Origin of the sequence: Bacillus sp. FSL K6-1000, from assembly GCF_038630785.1 — a bacterium.
Classification (GTDB): Bacteria; Bacillota; Bacilli; order Bacillales; family Bacillaceae; genus Bacillus; species Bacillus safensis.
Window position 1 is genome coordinate 791,555 of record NZ_CP152042.1, and the last position, 23,726, is coordinate 815,280.

General features: G+C 42.4%; 24 protein-coding genes. 12 read left to right on the forward strand and 12 right to left on the reverse strand.

Going from position 1 to position 23,726, the window contains the following annotated elements:
- Window positions 1-16 precede the first annotated feature (16 nt).
- Window positions 17-745 (forward strand): trehalose operon repressor, encoded by a 729-nt coding sequence (gene treR / locus MHI46_RS03890; protein ID WP_144491763.1) that lies wholly within the window; start codon window positions 17-19, stop codon window positions 743-745.
- 16 nt (window positions 746-761) lie between these two features.
- Here treR and MHI46_RS03895 read toward each other — a convergent pair whose 3' ends face one another.
- Window positions 762-5,054 carry a multifunctional 2',3'-cyclic-nucleotide 2'-phosphodiesterase/3'-nucleotidase/5'-nucleotidase gene (locus tag MHI46_RS03895; RefSeq protein ID WP_341040170.1) on the reverse strand — a complete coding sequence of 1,431 codons (4,293 nt, stop codon included), beginning with the start codon at window positions 5,052-5,054 and terminating at the stop codon, window positions 762-764.
- Window positions 5,055-5,308: 254 nt separating this feature from the next.
- Here MHI46_RS03895 and MHI46_RS03900 point away from each other — a divergent pair, with 254 nt between their 5' ends.
- On the forward strand, window positions 5,309-5,827 hold the full coding sequence (locus MHI46_RS03900; RefSeq protein ID WP_024425275.1) for a type 1 glutamine amidotransferase domain-containing protein: 519 nt from the start codon (window positions 5,309-5,311) through the stop codon (window positions 5,825-5,827).
- A gap of 108 nt (window positions 5,828-5,935) precedes the next feature.
- Here the strand turns inward: MHI46_RS03900 and MHI46_RS03905 are convergent, their stop codons facing one another.
- Window positions 5,936-6,151: a DUF1128 domain-containing protein gene (locus tag MHI46_RS03905; RefSeq protein ID WP_003214000.1), complete on the reverse strand. Its 216-nt coding sequence runs from the start codon at window positions 6,149-6,151 to the stop codon at window positions 5,936-5,938.
- A 77-nt stretch (window positions 6,152-6,228) separates the two neighbouring features.
- On the reverse strand, window positions 6,229-7,584 hold the full coding sequence (locus tag MHI46_RS03910; protein WP_039177145.1) for a sodium:alanine symporter family protein: 1,356 nt from the start codon (window positions 7,582-7,584) through the stop codon (window positions 6,229-6,231).
- Window positions 7,585-7,757: 173 nt separating this feature from the next.
- On the opposite strand from MHI46_RS03910, the gene MHI46_RS03915 reads away from it, so the two are divergent.
- Genes MHI46_RS03915 through MHI46_RS03925 form a run of 3 tightly spaced genes read left to right on the forward strand, consistent with a single transcriptional unit; the run spans window position 7,758 to window position 9,418 of the window.
- The gene (locus tag MHI46_RS03915) at window positions 7,758-8,228 is read left to right on the forward strand and encodes a low molecular weight protein-tyrosine-phosphatase (protein ID WP_144491761.1); all 471 of its coding nucleotides are present in this window, start codon (window positions 7,758-7,760) and stop codon (window positions 8,226-8,228) included.
- 20 nt (window positions 8,229-8,248) lie between these two features.
- Window positions 8,249-8,572, forward strand: coding sequence for a YtxH domain-containing protein (locus tag MHI46_RS03920; RefSeq protein ID WP_039177147.1), 324 nt, complete (start codon window positions 8,249-8,251; stop codon window positions 8,570-8,572).
- A 27-nt stretch (window positions 8,573-8,599) separates the two neighbouring features.
- On the forward strand, window positions 8,600-9,418 hold the full coding sequence (locus MHI46_RS03925) for a YhjD/YihY/BrkB family envelope integrity protein (RefSeq protein WP_039177150.1): 819 nt from the start codon (window positions 8,600-8,602) through the stop codon (window positions 9,416-9,418).
- A gap of 204 nt (window positions 9,419-9,622) precedes the next feature.
- Here the strand turns inward: MHI46_RS03925 and MHI46_RS03930 are convergent, their stop codons facing one another.
- The gene (locus tag MHI46_RS03930; protein WP_342503123.1) at window positions 9,623-10,129 is read right to left on the reverse strand and encodes a GNAT family N-acetyltransferase; all 507 of its coding nucleotides are present in this window, start codon (window positions 10,127-10,129) and stop codon (window positions 9,623-9,625) included.
- A gap of 16 nt (window positions 10,130-10,145) precedes the next feature.
- Window positions 10,146-11,309 (reverse strand): MFS transporter, encoded by a 1,164-nt coding sequence (locus MHI46_RS03935; protein WP_342503124.1) that lies wholly within the window; start codon window positions 11,307-11,309, stop codon window positions 10,146-10,148.
- A 75-nt stretch (window positions 11,310-11,384) separates the two neighbouring features.
- On the opposite strand from MHI46_RS03935, the gene MHI46_RS03940 reads away from it, so the two are divergent.
- From MHI46_RS03940 to MHI46_RS03950, 3 genes are all read left to right on the forward strand, one after another.
- Window positions 11,385-11,762 (forward strand): OsmC family protein, encoded by a 378-nt coding sequence (locus MHI46_RS03940; RefSeq protein WP_058837475.1) that lies wholly within the window; start codon window positions 11,385-11,387, stop codon window positions 11,760-11,762.
- 65 nt (window positions 11,763-11,827) lie between these two features.
- Window positions 11,828-12,895, forward strand: a complete 1,068-nt coding sequence (cax, locus tag MHI46_RS03945) for a calcium/proton exchanger (RefSeq protein WP_059377704.1) — start codon at window positions 11,828-11,830, stop codon at window positions 12,893-12,895.
- Window positions 12,896-12,983: 88 nt separating this feature from the next.
- On the forward strand, window positions 12,984-13,745 hold the full coding sequence (locus tag MHI46_RS03950) for a YfkD famly protein (RefSeq protein ID WP_224930884.1): 762 nt from the start codon (window positions 12,984-12,986) through the stop codon (window positions 13,743-13,745).
- Window positions 13,746-14,099: 354 nt separating this feature from the next.
- On the opposite strand, the gene MHI46_RS03955 is transcribed toward MHI46_RS03950, so the two are convergent.
- The 4 genes from MHI46_RS03955 to yfkAB all read right to left on the reverse strand — a co-directional run bounded on the left by MHI46_RS03955 (window position 14,100) and on the right by yfkAB (window position 17,417).
- A complete protein-coding gene (locus tag MHI46_RS03955; RefSeq protein WP_003218036.1) occupies window positions 14,100-14,819 on the reverse strand; it encodes a YebC/PmpR family DNA-binding transcriptional regulator in 720 nt (239 codons plus the stop codon).
- 131 nt (window positions 14,820-14,950) lie between these two features.
- Window positions 14,951-15,352, reverse strand: coding sequence for a nuclear transport factor 2 family protein (locus MHI46_RS03960; protein WP_058837473.1), 402 nt, complete (start codon window positions 15,350-15,352; stop codon window positions 14,951-14,953).
- Window positions 15,353-15,451: 99 nt separating this feature from the next.
- Window positions 15,452-16,288 (reverse strand): mechanosensitive ion channel domain-containing protein, encoded by an 837-nt coding sequence (locus MHI46_RS03965; protein WP_106025882.1) that lies wholly within the window; start codon window positions 16,286-16,288, stop codon window positions 15,452-15,454.
- Window positions 16,289-16,295: 7 nt separating this feature from the next.
- Window positions 16,296-17,417, reverse strand: a complete 1,122-nt coding sequence (gene yfkAB, locus MHI46_RS03970) for a radical SAM/CxCxxxxC motif protein YfkAB (protein ID WP_041106321.1) — start codon at window positions 17,415-17,417, stop codon at window positions 16,296-16,298.
- 146 nt (window positions 17,418-17,563) lie between these two features.
- Here yfkAB and MHI46_RS03975 point away from each other — a divergent pair, with 146 nt between their 5' ends.
- Both MHI46_RS03975 and pdaA read left to right on the forward strand, forming a co-directional pair.
- A complete protein-coding gene (locus MHI46_RS03975; protein ID WP_012009274.1) occupies window positions 17,564-17,755 on the forward strand; it encodes an SE1561 family protein in 192 nt (63 codons plus the stop codon).
- Window positions 17,756-17,856: 101 nt separating this feature from the next.
- Window positions 17,857-18,648: a delta-lactam-biosynthetic de-N-acetylase gene (gene pdaA / locus MHI46_RS03980; RefSeq protein ID WP_342503125.1), complete on the forward strand. Its 792-nt coding sequence runs from the start codon at window positions 17,857-17,859 to the stop codon at window positions 18,646-18,648.
- A gap of 34 nt (window positions 18,649-18,682) precedes the next feature.
- Here pdaA and MHI46_RS03985 read toward each other — a convergent pair whose 3' ends face one another.
- The 3 genes from MHI46_RS03985 to MHI46_RS03995 all read right to left on the reverse strand — a co-directional run bounded on the left by MHI46_RS03985 (window position 18,683) and on the right by MHI46_RS03995 (window position 20,817).
- Window positions 18,683-19,177, reverse strand: coding sequence for a DUF2716 domain-containing protein (locus MHI46_RS03985; protein ID WP_327842418.1), 495 nt, complete (start codon window positions 19,175-19,177; stop codon window positions 18,683-18,685).
- A 33-nt stretch (window positions 19,178-19,210) separates the two neighbouring features.
- Window positions 19,211-20,170 (reverse strand): magnesium/cobalt transporter CorA, encoded by a 960-nt coding sequence (gene corA, locus MHI46_RS03990; RefSeq protein WP_039177170.1) that lies wholly within the window; start codon window positions 20,168-20,170, stop codon window positions 19,211-19,213.
- Between the two features lie 131 nt (window positions 20,171-20,301).
- Window positions 20,302-20,817, reverse strand: coding sequence for a stress protein (locus tag MHI46_RS03995; RefSeq protein WP_260775478.1), 516 nt, complete (start codon window positions 20,815-20,817; stop codon window positions 20,302-20,304).
- A gap of 434 nt (window positions 20,818-21,251) precedes the next feature.
- Between MHI46_RS03995 and MHI46_RS04000 the strand changes: the two genes are divergently transcribed.
- Together MHI46_RS04000 and rlmD are read left to right on the forward strand one after the other, a co-directional pair.
- Window positions 21,252-22,121, forward strand: coding sequence for a DNA-3-methyladenine glycosylase (locus tag MHI46_RS04000; protein WP_039177175.1), 870 nt, complete (start codon window positions 21,252-21,254; stop codon window positions 22,119-22,121).
- Between the two features lie 102 nt (window positions 22,122-22,223).
- Window positions 22,224-23,609 (forward strand): 23S rRNA (uracil(1939)-C(5))-methyltransferase RlmD, encoded by a 1,386-nt coding sequence (gene rlmD / locus MHI46_RS04005; RefSeq protein ID WP_064497733.1) that lies wholly within the window; start codon window positions 22,224-22,226, stop codon window positions 23,607-23,609.
- Window positions 23,610-23,726: the final 117 nt, after the last annotated feature.

The following is a 23,726-nucleotide window of genomic DNA, read 5'->3' on the forward strand; positions in this document are numbered from 1 at the left end:
ATGGGGCGGAGGGAAAATGAAAGAGAATAAGTTTCGAGTGATTTATGATCAGCTAGCAAGACGAATCGAACAAGGTGAATGGCAGGATAAAGGCATCCTCCCATCAGAGCATGAGCTTTCGATTATGTACGACACGTCCCGGGAGACGGTGAGAAAGGCATTAAATATTCTTGTGCAAAATGGCTATATCCAAAAAATCCGCGGGAAAGGCTCTGTATTGCTGAATCGGGAGAAAATGCAGTTCCCTGTATCAGGTCTTGTCAGCTTTAAAGAGCTTTCCAAAACGCTTGGCCGAAAGACAGTCACAACGGTTCATGAATTTGGTTTAATCAAACCGGATCAGTATATTCAGTCTCAGCTGAAAATTGATGGACAGACGGACGTCTGGAAAGTCATTCGCTCTCGCAATATTAGCGGGGAAGAAGTGATTTTAGACAAGGACTACTTTTTGCAAAAGCATGTTGAAGTATTGTCTAAAGACATATGCGAAGGATCAATCTACGAGTATATTGAAGGAGAACTCGGTGTATCAATCAGCTATGCTCAAAAGGAATTTGTGGTAGAGCCATGTACAGAAGAGGACGCCAAGTACCTTGATTTAAAGGGATTTGACCATGTCGTCGTGGTAAAGAATTATGTGTTCTTAGAGGATACGAGTCTATTTCAATACACAGAAAGCCGTCACAGGTTAGACCGCTTCAGGTTCGTCGATTTTGCTAGAAGAGAAAAAAAGGACAGAGCATAGGCTCTGTCCTTTTCTTTTAAGATGATACATTTTTTCTTGTACGCTTACGCTGGTAGTAATAGAGGATACCGCCTGAGGCAAGCATGAGTACGCCAATCAATACAGCTGTATACATCATTGTTGCTGTATTCGGCAGTGTGCCGCCTGGGAGTCCGGTTCCATCTTGGTTTGGATCTGTACCTGTACCTCCGCCTGGCGCTGAACTTCCACCGTCTCCACCAGTTTGATCTGGCGTTGTTCCAACTGCCCCGCTTTGGTTGAGTACGGTGTATTCGCTGAAGTGCTTAGTTTGACCTGAAACGGCCCCATTTTCGAATGATCCATTACTTGTTTTGGCATAACGATTTTTCTTGCGGTCTACATAATATACACCAGGTTTCTTTGCCTTTTGAGGCTCATCTAATGTAAAGGATAGTGTAACAGGATCTTTAAAGGTAGAAACCTTTTTCTGATCTTGTTTGATTTGGAAATCATACGTATTCGTTAATGCATTTTTCACCTTATCCGTCTTTGTCATCGATATTTCTGCGTTTTTCTCGGACAAGTTAGAGAGCGGTAATGCGAGTCCCACTTTGTCATGATAAATAGTGACGTTCGGATCTTGCTCTCTTTTCTTCAGCTCGGTTACCTGTGCTTTTGATAGTGACAATTGAACGTTTTTCGCTTCGCTCGCTTTGTCTAAATAGAGCAATGCTTTGTTTGTATGCTGCACATACGTTTGGAATTTCTCATCATCTTGAATGTCATAAGCGCCTTTTCCTTTCGCACGTGGAAGGAACACTTCTTTCACTCGATGATCGATGACAGGAGAAATATGCCCGCCGTCTGCCTGTTCAATTTGCTCTTTGAAGATTTCATAGTCAACATAGCCTAAGTCTTCGCCGTGAGAGGCTTCTGTAAAGACGCTGTAGCCATCGCCGCCTGTCCCGACAAATGCGTTTGTTGCCACGCGGTATGTTTTCTTATCATCAATGTCTGTTAGTTTGCCGTTTTTGTCTTTCAGTTTGACATCAATGAGTCTGCTGCCAGCTGGTTTACTCAGTGTAAACGTATATTCAATGCCGGCTACATGAGGGAATGCGCCGCCGCCTTCCTCAATGCCTGAAAGCCCTTGTTCGAGCGCTTTCTTTATTTGGCTGCCTTTTAAATCCGCAACATAGAGTGTGTTTCCGAATGGCATGACCGTTAAAATATCACCTAAAGTGATATCTCCTTTTTCAATGCTGCCTCGAATACCGCCGCCGTTTGTGATGGCAAGATCAGCACCAGCAGATTCCTGCGCTTTCTTCAGCATGCCGTCAGCAATAAAGTTCCCAAGGTTCGTTTCCTTCGCCCGGACGTGCTCTCGTTGTCCGTCTAAGAGGACATCAGTAGAGCCGACTTTTTCCGTTTTTAAATCTTGAATATCTGCCTTGTACTGATCGAGGATCGCTTTTGCATCGGCATCTTCTTTGACAGAGTCATCTATGGTGATGAGGTCAAAAGAAGATTTCTTTGGCTGTACGACTCCTTTTTGATTAAAGGCCACGTCTACTTTTCCTAAGAATTGTCCGTAGTCTTTTACTTGTGCGACAATCGTTGGTTCTTTCTTATTGACGACCTTTAATTTTTCTACAAGGGTGTGCGTGTGACCGCCAATGATTAAATCAATACCGTCTACTTTTTGAGCCAGCTCAAGGTCACGGTTATAGCCAATGTGTGTTAAAGCAATGATTTTATTGATTTTTTCTTCTGTTTGAATGGTGTTGACTGTTTCCTTTGCTTTCTTGTATGCATCCTTGAATTGAATGTTAGGGCCGCTGCTGGATGTAATGGCCGTGTCTTCAGTGGTTAAGCCAAATACAGCCACCTTTTCACCGTTTACATCAAGCAGGATGTATGGGTAAATCCCAGCTTCTTTTTTCTCACCAGCTTTAAATGTGGCTGGCTTTTTCACTAAGCCGCTCAATTGTTTTTCCTTAGAGACATCAACGTTTGATGACACAATCGGGAATGCAGGCTTTTCAAATTGGTGACGGTTTTTCGCATCTACATCTGATGCATCACCTGTCAGGAATTGACGAAGAACAGAAGGACCTTTGTCAAATTCATGATTACCAAACGTCATGGCATCATATTTCATTAAGTTCATCAGTTTGAGGTCGGCAAGTCCTTGCCATTTTGTGAAATATAGGTCACCAGAGAAGACATCTCCAGCATCTAATAAAATGTTGTTCTTGCTTTCTGCCCGAACTTCTTTAATCTTTGTGGCACGTCTTGCCGCATCATCAAGGTGTGCGTGTGTATCGTTTGTATGCATCACCGTTAAATTCCAGTTGTCTGATGCAGGCGGTTCTGTTGTGCCATCCTCTTTAAAGGCTAGCTTGTACACACCAAGACCATCTGTGCTGGCGTTACGAACAAAGTCTACACTGCTAGATTTTTCAGCAAACGGCTTAGCTAAAAGAGAAGATTCGAATGTGACTGTTGCGCCTTTGATTGGTGCAATGGACCAGTTTTGATCCGCACTTGGGTTGATGGTTTTTTGTTCGATAATATAATCCATCAGCACTTGGCGGTTCTCATCGGCTGAGGCAAGCACCACTTTATCTTGTGTCAGATGCGGGAAGCCACCGCCGCCAGAAGCTCGATAGTTGTTTGTCACGACTAAAAATTCTTGATTGTCAGAGACTGGTTTCCCGTTGTAGGACAGGTTTTTGATGCGGTTTGCCTTCGCATTGACAAGAGTGCCTGTTGTGCTGTACTTAGCAGGCTGCGTCACATCAACTTGATAGGTGACACCATCGATCACATCAAAGTTATACGAGCGGTATTCTTCGTTTAAAATAGGCTGTTCATTTGAATCGTTTGGCTTGATCTGATTAAACTGTCCGGCAGACATCTCGAGCCAGTCTTTCACTTCACTGCCTTTCAGTTTGACAATTTGCACGGTGTTATCGTAAAGGTAGAGATCGCCGATGTTTTTAATCGCTAAATCACCTTTTGCGATATTTGTATAATAATTTACACCGTTTCGGCCGCCGGCTTTAAACGGGGCGCCTGCAGATAAAATCGGTAAGTTTTTGTATGACGTATCCTTCATTTTTTCTTGTGCATACCATTTTTGTGCATCCGTCACAATTTGAATAGAAGGGTCATCCATCACTTGAGCAAAAAAGCTGTTAATGTCTGCTTCTGTTTTACCGACAGGCTTTCTTACATAATCAAGTGTGTTTTGATGCGTCGTTTGAATAGCATCTTTTACAGTGCTGTTTTGAGAGGTGACTCCTGCAACAGATTCAATCTTTCCTGTTCCATCTGTGACTTTCCAGTTGCTGCCGTCAGGCTCTAATGTTAAATCAATGACGCCGAGGTAGCTTCCCCAGTTTTTAGACATGACGACTGGAATGCCGTTGATGGTTCCTTTTGAGACATCGAATTTGTCAACGCCGCTATATTCAGCGCTTGGGAATGTGCCGTGCTGGTGGCCAGACACGATCGCATCAATGCCTTTCGTTTTCGTGGCAAGGTCAAAGATCATATTTTCTGATCCTTTAGGCGAAGCGGTTTTTTCAATTCCTGTATGGGCAAGAGCGACGATGATATCTGCTCCTTTTTCCTTCATTTCAGGAATGGTTTCATTGGCAGATTCGACGATATCCTGCACTTGAACTTGTCCATCTAAATGCTTCTTATCCCACGTCATAATTTGTGGTGGAACGAATCCTATGTAACCGACTTTCACAGTTTGTGAGGCTCCGTTTGCGTCTTTAAATGTTTTTTCTTGAATCACATAAGGCGTAAAACGGTGTTCTCCATTTAACTTTTTGACGTTCGCATTGACAATTGGGAAGTTAGCCCCGGCAATAGTACCGTCAAGAAATGATAATCCGTAGTTAAATTCATGATTGCCAAGTGTTCCTGCATCGTACTTTAGTTTGTTGAGTGTATGAATAATGGGGTGAACCTTTGTTTGATTGATGATGCTGTCTTTCTCATTTTTGTAAACGTATTCTCCAAGAGGGGTTCCTTGAATCAGGTCTCCGTTATCAACAAGGAGTGTATTTGGATTTTGTGAACGGTGCTTTTCAATTAGCTCGGCTGTTTTTGCCAAACCAAATTCATTTGTTTCTTTGTCGCTGTAATAATCATAGTTCATCATGTTCGCATGAACATCCGTTGTGGCTAAGATGCTGACTTTTACGGCATCGCCGTTTTCTATTGCTGCATGAGTAGGTACTGCTGGGAGAATGAGACTAATCATCATAATGGAAGTGAGCAGAATAGACAGGTTTTTCCTTCGTTTAGACCTATGTGTTTGCTTCTTCACCTGATCTCCGCCTTTCTAATTTTTTTGACCACAATACCTATTGTAGAAATGTTTCGTTAACTTTTGTAGTTATTTTTTGCAGATTATTGTAAAGATAACATAAATCATACGAATTACCTTGTTGAGGAAATATAAATAAGTCTAAATGCTTATTTTTATCATAAGGGGTTTTCTGATCGGGATAGGATGTTTGATTTCAATGTACCCGGGTATAGTGTGTAGTGTAAACGATAATCAAGCAGGAGGGTTTCTACATGGGTAAGAAAATTGCAGTTGTATTAACAGATTACTTTGAGGATGTTGAATTCACCGAGCCTGCAAAAGCCTTTAAAGATGCAGGCCATGAGATCACAGTAATTGAAAACGAAAAAGGTAAAACAGTGAAAGGGAAGCAAGGAGAAGCAGAAGTGAGAGTGGATGCGTCCATTGATAACGTGAAGCCTGAAGACTTCGATGCACTACTGATTCCTGGCGGTTTCTCACCAGACATTCTGCGTGCAGATGATCGCTATGTCCAATTCACAAGAGCATTTATGGACGAGAAAAAACCAGTATTTGCGATCTGTCACGGACCGCAATTGCTCATTACAGCGAAGACGCTGGAAGGCAGAGGCGCGACTGGCTATACATCCATTCAAGTAGATATGGAAAACGCAGGCGCCAAATTCAAAGATGAAGAAGTTGTTGTTTGTCAGGATCAGCTTGTGACAAGCCGTACACCTGATGACATTCCAGCATTTAACCGTGAATCATTAAAACTGCTCGCAAAATAAGCAGTTTTTGACAGGATAAATAAAGCCAGCACCTTGCGGGGTGCTGGCTTTTTCTGTGCATGGATGGAAGAAAGCGGCGTAAACCGCAATCTGGTTTCCTTTGCACGTTTATTTTCTTAAGTTTTTTAGTTCGCTTGCGATGGCTTGCATTTCACTTGGGCTGAATGAAGATTTTTTCATCACCATTTGGTGTAGAAATTCAATATCTTCGTACTTGTCTGGACTGAAGTCCTCGGCTTTGATGACTCCAATGTTCAGCATATTTAACTTTTGCGAAATGTCTTCAATCAGCTGATTGACTTCAGCCGCTTTTTGCTCTGACAAGGGCGGCACGTCCTTTCCTGCATATGTGTTGAATAACATGTCTATTTTAACAGAAATGCAAAAGAATAAAAGGGCTATTAAGACGACACGGAGATGTTTTTCTCCTTTTTCTCCTGCTTGATCTTATCAATGATTCGTTTAGATTCAAACACGACAACTCCTGATAAACCGATAAGGCCGATTAAGTTCGGAACAGCCATCAGTCCGTTTAGCATATCCGCCACGCCCCAGACGAAATCATTCTTAAACACGGCACCGAAAAAGACAGCAATAACAAACACAACACGATAATACATCACATACGAATCTTTTGCCAAATATGTAAAGCATTTTTCACCGTAATAGGACCAGCCAATAATGGTGGAATAAGCGAATAAAAGTAAGCCGATTGCAACAATGATTGAGCCGATTGGTCCAAGGAAATGAGCAAAGGATAACGAGGTGAGTGCATCACTTTTTTCTGTGACGTACATATCGGCCATGACAATTGTGATCCCTGTAATGGAACAAACAATCATCGTATCAATAAATACTTGCGTCATTGACACAAGCGCTTGACGAGCAGGCATATCTGTTTTGGCAGCAGCTGCAGCGATTGGTGCAGAACCAAGACCTGCTTCATTGGAAAATACCCCTCTCGCCACACCCCAGCGGATTACGGTACCGATCGCACCGCCTGCAACGGCTTGACCTGTAAATGCATCCGTAAAAATGAGCCCGACTGCACTTGGGACAAGATCCGCATTCATGACAAGAATGATCAGCCCGCAAATGACGTAGAATAAAGCCATGACCGGTACAAAAATAGCCGTCACCCGGCCAATGCTTTTAATCCCGCCTAAAATCACGAGCGCAGTAAAGGCCGTAATAATAATGCCTGTGATCCATGTTGGAATCTGAAAGGTTGAATTCATGACACCAGAAATCGAATTTGACTGCACGAGATTCCCAATTCCAAAGGCAGCCGCAGCACCAAAAATAGCAAACAGCACCCCTAGCCATTTTTGCTTCAAGCCATGCTCCAAATAGTACATCGGCCCGCCGGACATTTCACCTTTTTCATTTTTGACACGGTATTTCACTGCGAGAACAGCTTCAGCATATTTTGTCGCCATTCCAAAGAACGCTGCAAACCACATCCAAAACACAGCGCCTGGTCCGCCGGCAATGACAGCAGAGGCGACCCCTACAATATTTCCCGTTCCAACCGTTGCAGCAAGAGCTGTCATTAATGCTTGGAAGTGAGAAATATCACCTTCTGATGTCTTGTCTTGCTTTGAAAATGCAAGCTTCAGCGAATAGGGGAGCAGCCTAATTTGAATGAAGAGTACGCGAAAGGTAAGGTAAATCCCAGTCCCCACGATCAAAAACAAAAGCGGCGGTCCCCATAATACATCATTGATATTGCTGACAATCTGTTCTACCCATCCCATATGTATCCCCCTTTATTTGTGCAATTCTCCTAAAGTGTCCCCTTTTTTTGTATAATGTGTCAATGCCGATGGGAGTTTTTCTTGCAAAGTTTTCAAAAGAAAAAGGGCTTGATATGATAGAGAAAAGGTTTTCGAAAGCAGTTTCTAGGGAAAAGATAGGAGGAGAATGAAGGATGATTCATGTATTATTCGTATGTCTTGGCAATATTTGTAGGTCACCGATGGCAGAGGCCATGTTTAGAAAACGAGTAGAAGATGAAGGACTAAGCGAGCACTTTGTCATTGATTCAGCAGGCATTGGCGGCTGGCATCAAGGCTGTCCTCCGCATGAAGGAACACGAAAGCTGCTTGATGAAAAAGGGATCAGCTATGAAGGGATGTCCGCAAGACAAATCATACATGAGGACATCACAGCATACGACTATATCATTGCGATGGATGCTGAAAATGTAGGGGCACTTCGCAGTATAGCCGGTTATGGGAAACATCACTTTATTGGCCGTCTTCTTGACTTTGTTGAAGACGATGATCGAGATGATGTGCCAGACCCTTATTACACTGGAAACTTTGAGGAAGTACATGATTTAATTGAAACAGGAATTGATCGTTTTTTGACGTATGTAAAGAAAGAGAAACACCTTTAACTGAAAGGAGATCAGACGAGATGGAAGAGAAAAATCAAATCATGCTTCGAGGAGCTGTGATAGGAGCAGCTTGCGGCGCACTGCTGACATTATTTCATCGGCCAACGAGAATTGCGCTTAAAGACAAATGGGATGACTGTCAGGAAAAGCTGGCGGAATACCGTCAGGAGCCAGCCAGAATTTCTGCTTGCGTGAAAGAAAAAATGGAAGAAACGAAGCAGCTGATGCGAACAGTCTCAGATGATTTGTCATTTTTAAATGAACAAGTCAATCAGTTAAAGGAAACAACCCCAAAAGTATTAGAGATTATTGAAGAAACAAAGGATCACTTTCGATCGAAATAGAAAGATTGATCATTGGAGATGAGGCGTATGGGTTTTATTAAAGCGTTAATTGAACGCTTTTTGCTGCATGAAGGACCAGCAAAATCTGCTGAGCTTGCTTACTTCTTTTTGCTTTCATTATTTCCGTTTCTCATCTTCGTGCTGACACTCGTTGGATATTTGCCGCTGACGTCGAAGGATGTCCTGAGCGTCATCTCTGGTTATGCGCCAGAAGGAGCGCTTTCGATGATTGAATCCATCGCCGAAGAGACACTGAACAGCCGCAACGGCGGATTGTTGTCATTCGGGATTATTGCCGCCCTTTGGTCTGCATCTAACGGGATTAATGCCGTCGTCAGAGCATTTAACCATGCTTACGAAGTTGAGGAAAATCGTTCCTTCATTCTCGTACGTTTAACATCAATCATCTTAACCATAGCGATGGTTCTTACGATTATTTTTGCCTTAATGCTACCTGTCTTTGGAAAAGAACTTGGCTTATTTGTCGCTAAATTAGTTGGGCAGTCAGATGCCTTTCTCACCATTTGGACGGCCATGAGGTGGATCATTAGCCCGCTGATTTTATTGATTGTGTTTACAGCCTTGTACTATTTCGCCCCAAACATCAGACTGAAATTGAAATTTGTTCTGCCAGGCGCCATTTTTGCATCGATTGGATGGATTTTGGTCAGCATGCTGTTCTCATTTTACGTAGGCGAGTTTGCTAATTACAGCGCGATGTACGGAAGTATTGGGGGAATCATTATTTTAATGATCTGGTTCTATTTAACCGGCATCATGATTATCCTTGGCGGCGAGCTCAATGCGCTTTTACATAAGCGTAAAATCGTACCAGGCAAGGTGTGAAGAAATCTGGGCATCCTAAAGAAGAACGAACATGTTCAATCTTGATGGATGGGGGAATCACATATGTCCAAACAATCGAAAAAAGGCGGAAGCAACACGAAACAAAACAAAGGCCATCAGCCAAAGCACAAAACAAGCGGCAGTGCGAACGGGCAAAATGGTTATCATTAAATGAAAAAACTCCTCTGCGGTGCAGGGGAGTTTTTATTTCGACAATCGTATATACCGCTTAAGGTTAAAAGCTGTATCAGGTTTTGACTGGTAATGAGAATCAAGCTGAAACCCTGCGTTTATCGCTACACGTTCACTTCTGACATGGCCAACAGGACAAAAAATTTCAAATCCATCGACTTTAGGAGCAAAGGTATCTGTCATATATTTCACGATGGTTGTCACAATGCCTTGTCCTTGAGCGTCTTCATCAATCCAATAACCGATATTGCCTACTTGTTGATCAAACGTCAGACGGAGCACACCGATTAATTGCTCGTTCAGCTGAATGCCAGCTTCCAACCCTTTTTGTTCAATGTAGGTGGTTTGAGTTGATTGAATAAACGTTTTGACTGCTTCTATGCTTTTGCCGTGATGAACCCAAGGCAGCCACTCCCCTAAATGAGCCTTATTTTTTTGAATAAGGCTAAATAGTGTGTCCGCATCATCTATTTGTAGAGATGCCAAAGTCAACTCATTTGTGATGTTATAGGTAAACAACGATTGACCCTCCATTTTAGTGACTTTCCACCACTGCCGTCGTTCTCCCAAACCGAACGCAGCAAAACACAAATAATATCACGATACTGACAAGATAAAGTAAATTCATACCTTCAAACATTTGCACAAAGAATCCTCCGAGTACCGGCCCGAGAATACTGCCGGCACTAAACGCCATCCCGCACATCAAATTCCCGGCGGGAAGCAGATGCTTTGGCAATAAGTCGGTCATATAACTGATGCCAAGTGAGAAGGTAGAGCCTACAGCCATTCCGGCGATAAAGAAACAAATGGCGACAGCCAAAACGGATTGAATGAAGATCCCTGCTAAAAGGAAAAAGAATGATCCAGCGAGTGTCACACATAAAATGATGCGGCGTCTGCCAAACCGGTCACTGAGCATCCCAAGAGGAAGCTGAAAGACAATGCTCCCAATGGCAAACGCAGGTAAAATAAACGCAACTGCCTCTACTGTCACACCACTTCTTAGCGCATATACAGGGAAGTTACTATTAAGCGTCGTTTCTAAAAATCCATAGCAAAATGGCATCATAAAGGCGACCCAGCCAAATTGAAAGGCCTTTTTGAAGCGCTTCAAACTGTTTGTCTGCTCTGACGTTTGCACTTCGTCCGTATCTGGATATGTATTTTTTAAAACAAACACAAGCAGCCAAATACATAAACTAACGGCACCAGAAACAATAAAAGGCAAAGCTGGATTGATCTCAATGAGCGGCGTTAAAAAAGGGCCGGCGGCAAAACCGAGTCCAAACGATAATCCATACAGTGAAATGTTTCTTCCGCGATTTCTCGAGGATGAAGCATAGGTCACCCACGTCTGTGTAGAGAAATGCAGCATATGGTCACCAATCCCGATCATAAGCCGGAGGAAGAACCAGACGACATAAGATTCAAAAAACACAAAGCTAAACAAGCTTAAAAAGACAGCGGCGCCTCCAATGACGATTAACGGCTTAAATCCAAACCGGCGAAGCGGTGCTTCCATAAAAGGAGACGCAAGCAGTACTCCGAGATATAAGCCTGTGGCATGCAGTCCGTTTAACGTAGGAGAAGTACCGGCATGTTCGAAAATAATGGAAATGACAGGAAGTAATGCACCCTGTGAAAAACCAGACACGGATACAAGTAAAATTAAAATCATAAAGTGAATTCTCGACATAAGATGCTCCTTACAAGTTCATATTTTCATCGTACAATGGAACCATAGGGGTTTCAATAGAAAGGTGGAAAAGGAATGAAGCTGACATACGAAAAGGATCATTGGATCGCACATAATGAGGACAGGCAACTGCCTATTTCAGGAACGGAAGAAATGGGGTACCGTCCATCTCAATTGTTCACCTCAGCCATTGCAGGCTGCTTTGGAGAAATGCTCTTTCATGTGTGCCGTAAAAAGCGAATATCCTATAAAGGGCTGACGATCACACCTGAAACGACAAGGGCAGGAGCTGTAAACAAGATTTCCTGCATTCATTTACATATCTTATTTGAAGACATTAATACATCTGATGAACAAATCGATAAAGTGATCACCCTTGCATTGAAGCATTGCTCTATGGTGCAGTCCGTGAAAGGAAGTATTGATATCACCTTCTCACACGCGCGAATCTAAAATGTATATGATGCCGGCACTCACGAAAGAATAACAGTCAGACATATGTAAAGGAGAATGGCTGTATGAATCGTTTATTTCTTGTGATTGTCGCAATCGGTGTTCCGCTATCGGTGCTTGGCAGTTTTCTTCATTTCCCGCAGGTCGTCATGTTTGCCGTTTATTGTATCGCCATTATTGGTCTTGCTAGTTTTATGGGAAGAGCCACAGAAAGTCTTGCCATCATTGCGGGGCCCAGAATTGGCGGACTTTTAAACGCTACATTTGGGAATGCGGTGGAGTTAATCATTTCGTTTTTTGCTTTAAAGCAAGGATTGACGGCCATCGTACTTGCATCATTAACAGGATCGGTTATCGGAAATTTACTGCTTGTGGCTGGCTTGTCTTTTTTCGTTGGCGGATTAAAATATAAGCGTCAAGTATTTAATGTCCATGATGCAAGGCACAATTCAGGCTTGCTCATGTTTGCCATTATTGTAGCGTTTGTCATTCCAGAAGTGTTTTCGATGGAGATGGCAGAGAATAAACAGTTTGTTTTAAGCATTGGGATTAGCATTGTCATGATTTTGCTTTATGTCGCGGCGCTCTATTTCAAACTGGTCAGCCACCGCGGGGTGTATGTTGCCAAGCTGGAGAGCATGGAAGGCGAAGCAGAGACGGAAGAAGAAACACCTGAATGGTCTGGCAAGTTTGCCACTGTCATTTTGCTGCTTTCGACAATCGCAGTTGCGTACATTTCAGAGCGCCTTGTTCATACATTTGATACGGTAGGAGAACAATTTGGCTGGAGTGAGCTGTTTATCGGTGTCATTATTGTGGCCATCGTCGGCAACGCAGCAGAACATGCCTCAGCTGTCATCATGGCGTATAAAAACAAAATGGATGTAGCAGTAGAAATCGCCTTTGGCTCCACACTTCAGGTTGCCATGATGGTTGCGCCGATTCTTGTCATCAGCTCGCTATTTTTTGATAAGCAGATGCCGCTCATTTTCTCCTTGCCAGAGCTCATTGCGATGGCATCCTCTGTGCTGCTCACGGTCATTTTATCAAATGATGGTGATACAAACTGGTTTGAAGGCGCCACATTACTCGCTGCCTATTTTATTATGGCGATTGGATTTTTCCTTTTATAATCTTTTGTGGATAAGGGACGTCTTTCGGGAAAATACTATGGAAAAATGAATGAGAAAGAGTGATGATATGAAAAAGATGCCCCGCATCATGTTTGTTGTTCTCTTATCCTTAAGTTTTCTATACAGCTTTCCAGCGGAGGCGGCAAAGCCATTTAAAGTGCCATCCTCTGTCGCAAGTATTTCAAAGGAGAATACGTATCCGAACGCGTCACAGGATCAGCCGCTGCTTCAGCCGAGCGAGCTGACGGCTGAATTGTTCAAAACAACAAGTGTCCCGATTGAGAATACTCATTTGATTAAAATGCTGAACGAATCCAGCATTTCAGGGACGCCATTAGCAGTTGGATACCGCGCGACCATTTTCCTTGGGAGATGGGCGCTGAGCTACGATTCAAACGAAACCGTCGCCAATTGGGAATACAAAAAAGTGAATACGAACCATATTGATAACAGAGGCGGCAATAAAACAGCCATTGGAAAATACGTTCAAAAGCAGCAAGTGAAAGTAAGCGGCGGACTCACAGCAAAAGTGCCAAGCCCAGAAGATGTGAAAACATTGATGATGCAAAAAGCGATTCAAAAAACAAAGCTGCCCCTCGCGTTTGACACCGTAATTGGTGCAGGAACAAAACGAGATCAGTCTTACCATGTCTCTCCAAAAAAAGCAGCATCGCTTCATGCCTATGCACCAGCGATTAACGAAAAAGGTAAGGTTACTTACGGAGAAGTGTACCTTGTGCTAAAAGGAAATAAACGAAAACTCGTCGTGAAAAACGTGACCTCACAAGGAATCGGCGCTTGGATTCCAGTTCAGGATCACCTGACGTTTGGGTTTCAAGGGATGAATTAAAACAGTCATCTCCTCTTATCAACAGAGGAGATGACTGTTTTTTGCTAATAGGGTTTCTCTTTTTTTCTTTTTAATTCATTTTTGTAAAAGTCAAAGACGTTATATAAATACCAAATGATAAAAAGAAAGAAGATAACTTTAGTCAATATCGGTAAGTCGTTGAAAATAAGACATAGGCCAAGATAAGGGATGATCATAAATCCATAATAAGAAAACCACCATGTTTTAAAAATGAAACTCATCTCCTTGAAAAGTGTAGACATTAACATATTATACATATATTACATTTTTTGAGGAAATAAAAAAGCCATAGTAGAAGTTGAATGAACTCAACGACTACTATGGCTAAGTTTTTTATTCCCCTAAATCCACATTATGATAAACCTGCTGCACGTCTTCAAGCTCTTCTAAAACATCGATCAGCTTTTCAAATTGTGCCTTAGATTCATCATCTAATGTCACTTCGTTTTGCGGGAGCATTGTGATTTCAGCGACAGTGAATTCTTCAACACCCGCTTGTTTGAATGCTTCTTGTACTTGATGGAATTGATCTGGTTCAGCGTACACAATCACCGTTTCATCTTCTTCCATGATGTCACGTACATCAACATCTGCTTCCATTAGAAGCTCAAGTGTTTCTTCTTCACTTTTTCCTTCGACACCGATGACAGCTGTTTGGTCAAACATGTAAGCAACAGAGCCGCTTACGCCCATGTTTCCGCCGTTTTTCCCAAATGCTGCTCGAACATCTGAAGCTGTCCGGTTCACGTTATTGGTGAGGGCATCAACGATGACCATTGATCCGTTTGGACCAAATCCTTCGTAGCGCAGCTCATCGAAGTTCTCTTCCGCACCGCCTTTGGCTTTTTCAATGGCACGGTCCACAATATGTTTTGGGACACTATATGTTTTTGCACGTTCTAGGACAAAACGAAGTGCTTGGTTTGATTCTGGGTTTGGCTCACCTTGTTTGGCAGCCACATAGATTTCACGCCCGAATTTTGCGTAAATACGACTTGTACTAGCATCCTTTGATGCTTTCTTTTCTTTAATGTTGTTCCACTTACGACCCATCTTATTCACTCTCTTTCAATTAGAAAATACACAGTATGAGGGTCCCCATGCTGCATGAAATCATTCTGCTATCTATTATACATGAATCAGTCAAGAGGATAGAAGTAAGAGGGCTGAAATGAAGAGAATTGTTAGCTAATGTGCCCCAGCTGTTCAAGCATTTCATGTTTTTCGTGAGCCCGAGTCAGCTCGTCGCACCGAATGATCCTGCCATCTAATAAGGTGAAAAGAGCTGTGACATCTATTAAACCCCCGTCTCCGCTTGCGAGGTCAACATGTACCGTGTAACGAAAACACGCTTGCTGCGTTTCTTCATCAAATAACACATCATGAAAGGCGGGGATCACAAGCTGTGTTGTCATTTCTTTTAATGTGGATAGATGCTTTTTAAATTCATCAAGCGTGGACACCTTCCCATCGGTCACTTGCTGATAGTCAGGTGAAAAATATGTCTCCACCTTTTTTGTATCGAACTTGGTTAATACCTCTTGATACATCTCCTTGATGAAAGAAATTGCTTCTGTTTTTGTCATTCCATACATCCTCTCTATTGTTAACTAGTTAACTAAATAACATTATAATTAACTGGTTAACAAAATACAAATAAAAAAATAACCCCATATAGAATGAGGTTATTTTGCAGGCTGGGGATAAGCGAGATCCTCAAGCAATTTGACATCATGCTGATGAAGTTGCTTGATCATTTCTTTTCGCACAGCGAGAGCGGCTTCAAAGTATTTTTCGTCTTCGACCATTCCCTTAACTGTAATTTCAATCCCGCGATTCAGCTTATTCAAGCCCATAATTCCATGAACTTGAAAGGGTTCAATGGCGTTTTGGAATTCATCTTTTTTAAGTAAATCATGATGCATTTGATTTAAATTGTCACATGCTGATTCAAGTGCTTGGAAGGCGATATCTGGGTTTTGATTCGCGCTAATTAACACAGATTCCGTAATCCGCATATATTGCATGTTATAGTTTTGGATTTGCCGGATATCCCCGTTAGAAATGGTTAACAGCTTGCCGCTCCATTCTCTAATTTGCAGAGAGCGGAGACCAATCTCTTCAATGGTTCCATTAAAGAGGTTATTCACCGTCACATAATCCCCTTTATGAATCTGGCGTTCATAGATGAGAAAAATGCCTGCTAAAATATCACGAATGAGCGTCTGGGCGCCAAAACCGATGACGATCCCAGCGACACCAGCACCCGCAAGAATTTTCCCGAAGTCATGAAAGAAAAGAGAAATGACATAGAGCACAAAGCAAATCGAAGCGGTGTATTTCGTGACCGATTTGACCAAGCTCTCAATCGTTTTCTTCTTTTTATCCTCTATAAACTCAGTTCGTTTAAAGAAAATTTGAAGGGCTTTGTTGATCATAAAGACAGCAAGCCAAAGAACGAGCCCAACAAGGAGAATTTCAATGTATTTATTTTTGACCACTGTCAGAAATGTATCGTCCATCTATCGGTTACCCCCTGGCTGTTCGAGAAGTAAAATCAACATCTTGATAATAGCTGTTTTTCACTAGAACATTCGGACCGAGGCACTGCACGCTTGGGCAATGACAATTCAGCTCTTTTGCTAATTTCGTGTCCATCCAGCGTGTATAGGCTGATTGCAAAGTATCAGTTGCAATGTTTCCAAGCGGCGGTGTATCGCCAAAGTCTGTCACAATAATATTCCCATCAAAAATATTCACATTCAACCGTGAACGGCCGTCAGGGTCATTTCGTACTGTGACATTTTTCTCCTGGCGCAATCGATTGAGGAGGCGCTGGTCTTCTTCGTCTGTGCTGCATGAATAAAATGGCAGGGTGCCAAACAGCATCCATGTGTTTTGATCACGAATATCAAGCAGCTGATGAATCGCATCCCGCATTTGCGGAAGCGTCAATGATTCAAGGGCGCTGGCGAAATCACTTGGGTACATCGGGTGAACTTCGTGGCGCTGGCATTTCATCTCCTCGACGATCTGCCGGTGGATGTGCTCAATATATGGAAGCGTGCGCTTATTCAGCATGGTCTCAGCGGATACGGTTACGCCTGCTTTGACAAGTGCCTGACTATTTTCAATCATGCGGTTAAATAATTTCTCGCGCTGCTCAAAGGTTGGTTTACGATCCATCATAGCAAAACCGACTGTTGCAAACTCTTCAACAGTGCCCCAGTTATGTGAAATGTGAAGGACGTCTAAGTATGGAATAATTTCTTCATAGCGCGCCAAATCAAGGGTTAAATTTGAATTGATTTGTGTACGCACGCCGCGTTCATGGGCATACTTTAATAAAGGAACGACATATTCCCGTACAGATTTAAGAGAAAGCATAGGCTCTCCGCCTGTAATACTGAGTGAGCGCAGGAGCGGAACTTCATCTAAACGGCGAAGTAACAAATCTATCGGCAGCGCATTCGGGTCTTTAGGCTGTAAGGTATAGCCGACCGCACAATGCTCACATCTCATGTTACACAATGTTGTAGTTGTAAATTCAATATTTGTCAGCTTCATTTCTCCGTAATCCTGCACATCGAGATAGGCTTCCCAAGGGTCGTATGCAGGTGTGATCGGACGAAGTGCTGTTTTTTGGTTCATGGTATCTATCTCCTTTTCATTCGGGCAAACGTAGACCCGCCAACAGTTAATTTTAAGCCTCATCACGGTTATACGCAAGAGGGACACAATTGATTTACAAGGGAAAAAAAGATAAGCTATAAACAAACGCTAAAGGGAGTGTATCGATGGGCAAGGCAGCAGACAGCAAAGAACAGCAGGTTGATTATTTAAAGAACCGATTAGATATGTTTATGAATGTGATTGATTCATTAGATCCCGAATCAACAGACGTTGAGGATATAGACAGACTGATCCAGATGATTGACGACCTGGAAGCGAAATATGAACGGTTTAAAAATGATTGGAAGGAAGAATAGCTCGCGCAATGCGGGCTTTTTTCTTTAAATTGGCAGGTGAATCGGTGTATGAGTCTCGGTCTTATTCTGCACAATAGAAGAAAAACCGGGAAGTGACGTAAATGAAAAAATTCATGCTGATCTGTTTATGTGCGCTTTTTGTTTCCATGCCTCTTTCAGAAGCAGGAGCCGTGTCTAATAAGCCCATCCACTGGGGATTTGCGAAAAGCAAAGAGCACAGGCCGCCGGATGCGGGCAAAGAATTGACGGCACTCTTAAAAAAGTATGATGCCTTCTATTTAGGCAACACGAAAAAGAAAGAGATTTATTTCACCTTCGACAACGGCTATGAAAATGGGTACACACCCAAGATCTTAGACGTGCTGAAAAAACATCAAGTACCAGGCACCTTTTTTGTGACAGGTCATTTTGTAAAGGACCAGCCCGGGCTTGTCAAACGTATGGCAGAAGAAGGTCATATCATTGGCAACCATTCCTATCATCATCCAGATTTAACAACAAAAAGTACGAAAGAAATCAAAGAAGAACTGGACCGTGTCAATGAAGCTGTGTACAAAATCACAGGAAAGCAAGATAACCTCTACCTTCGTCCGCCGCGCGGTGTGTTCAGTGAAAGGGTACTAAAAGAAATAAAACAGCTCGGCTACCAAACTGTTTTCTGGTCAGTAGCGTTTGTAGACTGGCATATCCATCATCAAAAAGGAAAACAGTATGCTTATGATCAAATGATGAAGCAGGCGCACCCAGGTGCCATTTACTTACTTCATACCGTCTCAAGAGACAATGCAGAAGCGCTGGATGATGCCATCACCGCTCTGAAAAAACAAGGATATTCCTTTAAAAGCCTAGACGATCTCATGCTTGAAAAAGTATGGCATCTGCCTCAGCTATAGAAAGAAGCCTGCAGAAGACCTGCAGGCTTTTTGATTATCCTTCTCTGATTTTATGCTGAAACAAAAGAGGGGGATGACGTGAAAAAGAGTCAATCAAGCCCTCACCGAAAATTGTGATGCTTTGCTCCCAAGGATGTCCTAGCAGGCCCCAATTCATTTCTTTTGATAAAAAGAAATAGTAATCCCCATTAGGGAGAACAGGAACTTTCCATTCTCCAAATTCATCTTTTTCAAACGAGCCATATGGTGTGATCCAGTAGCATTCGTGCTGCCAATCAAGTGCCAGCATATATTCGTCTGTTCCGGTGATATTCTCCTGAAAAGAGAGCAGTGCCTTTTTTTCAAGATCTTCATCTGCATGTAGAAGAGAAGAGTCCTCAAAATACGCAGAGATGTCATATGTGATGTAAGGAGAGGGTGCTTGAAAAGCGGGAAAGCGAGAGATGCTTGGTTTAAATTTGAACTCTCGCGCAAAAGTCTTCCAGGCGAATTTTAATTCTTTGTCTTTCAGTGGAATCCAGTTTTCCATATGATTTTCCTCCCAAGCACTTCTCTCAAAACATTATTTAAAAATCCTAAACCACCCTTTATGTTTAAACCATAAAAGCATTCCCGAGACGAGCAGCCCCATGAAAATCAGCACGCCAAAATAGCCGTATTTCCAATGTAATTCAGGCATGTTGTCAAAGTTCATTCCGTACACCCCAACAATAAAGGTCAGTGGAATAAAAATGGTCGACACAATGGTCAATGTCATCATAATCGCATTCATCCGGTTGGAATTCAGCGTCTGATAGCTGTCTCGTAAATCCGCTGTCATGTCCCGGTTCGACTCAACGATCTCTGTTAGTTTCAAAAGATGATCGTAAATATCATTAAAATACGCTTGGCGGTTTGTATCGCTTTTCATCGTATTTGTGTTCACAATACGATATAAAAGGTCCCTCATCGGGATAATCGTTCTTCGCAGTTTGAGCAAATCGGATCGGATTCCGAATACTTCGTTCATCAACGTGCCATACGTTTTATGACCTTCTTCATCCTCAATTTCATTCAGCCTGTCCTCTATTTGATAAATAATAGGGAAATAATCATCAACAAGCTGATCAATCAGCATGTAGGCAATATGCTCAGGTCCGCTGTTTCTTTCTTTATCAGACCCCTTGAGCTTTCGAATGACACGCTCAATGTATGGCGCTTCCTTTAAATGAAAGGTCACGATATAGTTTTCACCAACAAACAGATCAACTTCCTCAGAACGCAGCGTTTTTTGATTAAGGGCATGCAGCACGAAAAATAAATACCCCTCATAAAAATCAAGCTTCGGCCGCTGCAAATAATGGAAGCAATCCTCAATCGCAAGCGGATGGAACTGAAAATATTCCTTCAAAAGCGCTGCTTCCTTTTCCGTTGGTGCATGAAAATCAATCCAATACCAGGCGATTTCGGGGCTTGAAAGCTGCTGCATTGTTGCATGTTCAATCAAGTCGCCGTTTTTTGTCACTGCAAGTTTTCTCAGCATGTGCACCCCTCCAGACTTGCATTATATCATGAAGCAGCGCCGGTGAACTTATACGTTTTCTACATAAAAAAGCCGATCTCAGAAAGAGATCGGTTAAATGTGCGTGTATGATTGATGGATAAAACTGAGAATTAAGGACGATGGAACGTAACGAATTTATCTTGACGGTCAAACCAGCCTCTAAACGCCCAGTTATCCCAGCCGCCATCGCCGTTGTTTTTAAATGTACCACTTTCGAATACCCAAATTCCGTAAACAACATTACCAAGATTAGCAGTAGCGAAAGTTTTGACGCCGTTAAAACGGTCTTCGTAGTTCTGGCTTAGGTTAAAGACCATGACATTATATCTGCCGCCAGCAGCGTAGAATGTGCTTTCCATGACGCTTTTCACGAATCCAGAACGGTTTGCATTTGCGTTTACTGCGTTTACAATGGCATTGGCAATCCCAAGAACATCAAAGTTTACGTTAACATTAGGGCTAGCTGTAGTGCCAGCTTTACCTTCAGCAGCAGCTTTGTTTAAGACAGTTTGCTGAAGTGTAGTAGAAACAGGTGCTGAAGTTTTTGACTCAGCAGCGTCAGCGAATAATGGCAGTGTCGAAGAAACAGCAGTGGCAAGTGCAACAGAAAGAATGGTTTTTTTCATTGGTCGGATCTCCTTTGTTTTTTAATTTTGGGTCTTCTTTTTTGTAAAATGTGAAACTAGGTGAAGCCGGTTATCAATGAGGTAAATATGTTCTTGCAAGATAAAACAAATGATTGCCTAATCCGCTAATTCCTTTGTTCACCTCCTTGATATGTCATAATTATACAAATATATTCAGGGAGGAAGATATCACCCAGAGGTTCTATTTCTAATTTAAGGAAAATGATCCTAAAATGTTGAAGATTGCTGTCGAATGTTAGCTGAATTCGACTAAAAACTTTCTTCTATCCAAAAGGAGAATGACCACAAATAAGGAAGATATAACTGATAAATTCTTGTACTCTTTATGTTAAAAAGTATTCAATAAAGAGAATCATTCATGCAAAATGAAACAATTACATCTGCGTATGTTGGCAGAAAGGAAGAGGACATGTATGTGGGAAAAACAGCTGGTGATAGAGCCGCCGTATCATTTCGATCAAGTGCTTAGACGCTTATCAAGTGATCCATTAAAAGCAGTCGATTTGAGTCAAAGAGAAATCAAAGTGCCGATCAGATTGGAGCAAAAACCGTATGTGGTCATCGTTCAAGCTACTGGAACAATAGATGCGCCTATGTTCCGGGTGCGATCAAACGGCCCAGAGGAACCCCTTCTTTCTGAGGTGAAACGGATATTTGGCATGGAGCATCAATTACACATGATTCAAGACCACTTTTCTCAAACCAATCTAGCGCCCATTTTTAAGGAGCATATCGGAACGCCGCTCATGCTGGATTTTCATTTATATCATTGTTTCATGAAATGCATCATTCATCAGCAGCTGAATCTTTCGTTTGCTTACGAGCTCACGAAACGATTTGTCCATACGTACGGTGAGCAAATAGAAGGTGTTTGGTTTGATCCTTTACCAGAAACCATCGCTTCTCTTGAAACAGATGATTTGAGAAAGCTTCAATTTAGTCAACGAAAAGCAGAATATGTCATCGATGTATCGAAACGAATTGTGAGCGGCTCACTTTGTTTAGAGGAATTACACGATTTATCTGATCTGGAGGTAGAAGAGCGTCTGCTTCCGATTAGAGGGATTGGACCTTGGACGGTTCAAAATGTGCTCATGAATGGGCTTGGAAGACCAAATCTCTTTCCAATGGCAGATATCGGCATTCAAAATGCAATCAAACGGCACTTCGACCTGCCTGAAAAGCCGACAAAAGAAGAGATGGTAGCGCTAAGCAAGGAATGGACCCCATATTTAAGCTACGCTTCTTTATATTTATGGAGAAGCATTGAGACAGATAAATAAATGAAAGGCATTTTCTCTCTTTGTCCAAGACGTGATATACTAAGGAGATGGAATAAAATGAAGACAACCTATCAATGGTTTAAATAGAACGGAGAGAATAAAGTGAAAGAAAAACAGCAAGGTGCCCTTTTGCAAAAGGGACAGCAGTTCCCGCTTACCATTAAACGCCTTGGCATTAATGGAGAAGGGGTCGGTTATTTTAAAAAACAAGTGGTCTTTGTCCCAGGCGCGCTTCCAGGTGAGGAAGTGGTGGTTGAAGCAACGAATGTCCAAGCAAAATATGCAGAAGGTACGGTCAGGAAAGTGCGAAAGCGCTCTGAGCATCGAGTCAAACCGCCATGCCCAGTATACGAAGAGTGCGGCGGCTGTCAGCTTCAGCATTTGGCGTATGAGCAGCAGCTAAATGAAAAGCGTGATATTGTCATTCAATCAATGGAGCGCCATACAAAGCTATCGGTTGAAAAGCTTGATATCAGGCCAACGATCGGCATGGAAGACCCGTGGCATTACCGAAACAAAAGTCAGTTCCAAGTAGGACGTTCTCACAGCGGAGACATCATTGCAGGACTTTACGGACTGAATTCTCATAAGCTTGTACCGATCAAGGAATGTATCGTGCAGCATCCAAAAACGAACAAAACAACGGGTGTTGTTCGCAAAATTTTAGAGAAGTTCGGCGTATCTGTTTACAATGAACGGACAAGAAAAGGCGACGTGCGTTCGATTGTCGTGCGTGTCGGCTTTGAAACAGGGGAAGTACAGGTCGTTCTTGTCACATCAAAACCTGAATTTCCAAAGAAAAAAGAAATTGCCGAAGCCATTCAAAAACGTCTGCCTGAAGTGACGTCCATTATGCATAATATCAATGGCGAAAAAACATCAGTCATCTTCGGCCATAAAACATCTCACCTAGCTGGCAATATGGTCATCCAAGAATTTTTAGGAGACGTCTCTTTCGAACTAAGTGCACGTGCTTTCTTCCAATTGAATCCGAAGCAGACGCTAAAGCTTTATGATGAAGCGAAAAAAGCGGCCAAACTGACTGGCAAAGAAAAGGTTGTCGATGCGTATTGCGGCGTTGGAACCATTGGGATGTGGCTCTCAGATGGCGCAAAAGAAGTAAGAGGAATGGATGTTATCAAAGAATCAATTGATGATGCTAAGAAAAATGCCAAAAAACACGGCATGAAAAACGCGACCTATGTGACAGGAACAGCTGAACATTGGCTGCCAAAATGGGTCAAAGAAGGCTTCCGTCCTGACGTCATCGTCGTCGACCCGCCAAGAACAGGCTGCGAGCGCACCTTCTTAGACACCGTCAAACAAGTCAAACCAAAACGCTTTGTCTACGTCTCTTGCAACCCATCCACACTAGCAAAAGACCTTGAATACATGTCAAAAGACTACAAAATCGAATACATGCAGCCAGTTGATATGTTCCCGCATACGGCGCATGTGGAGTGTGTAGTGTCTTTAGCCCTTAAATAATAAGGGTTAAAGAGCCACAAACCTTCATATGACCACATTTTGACCACTTAGCCTTCTAATTTTATGTAATCGCCAAATTTTTTTGCTGTTCTAACTTTAATTTTTGGTGTTACGTGA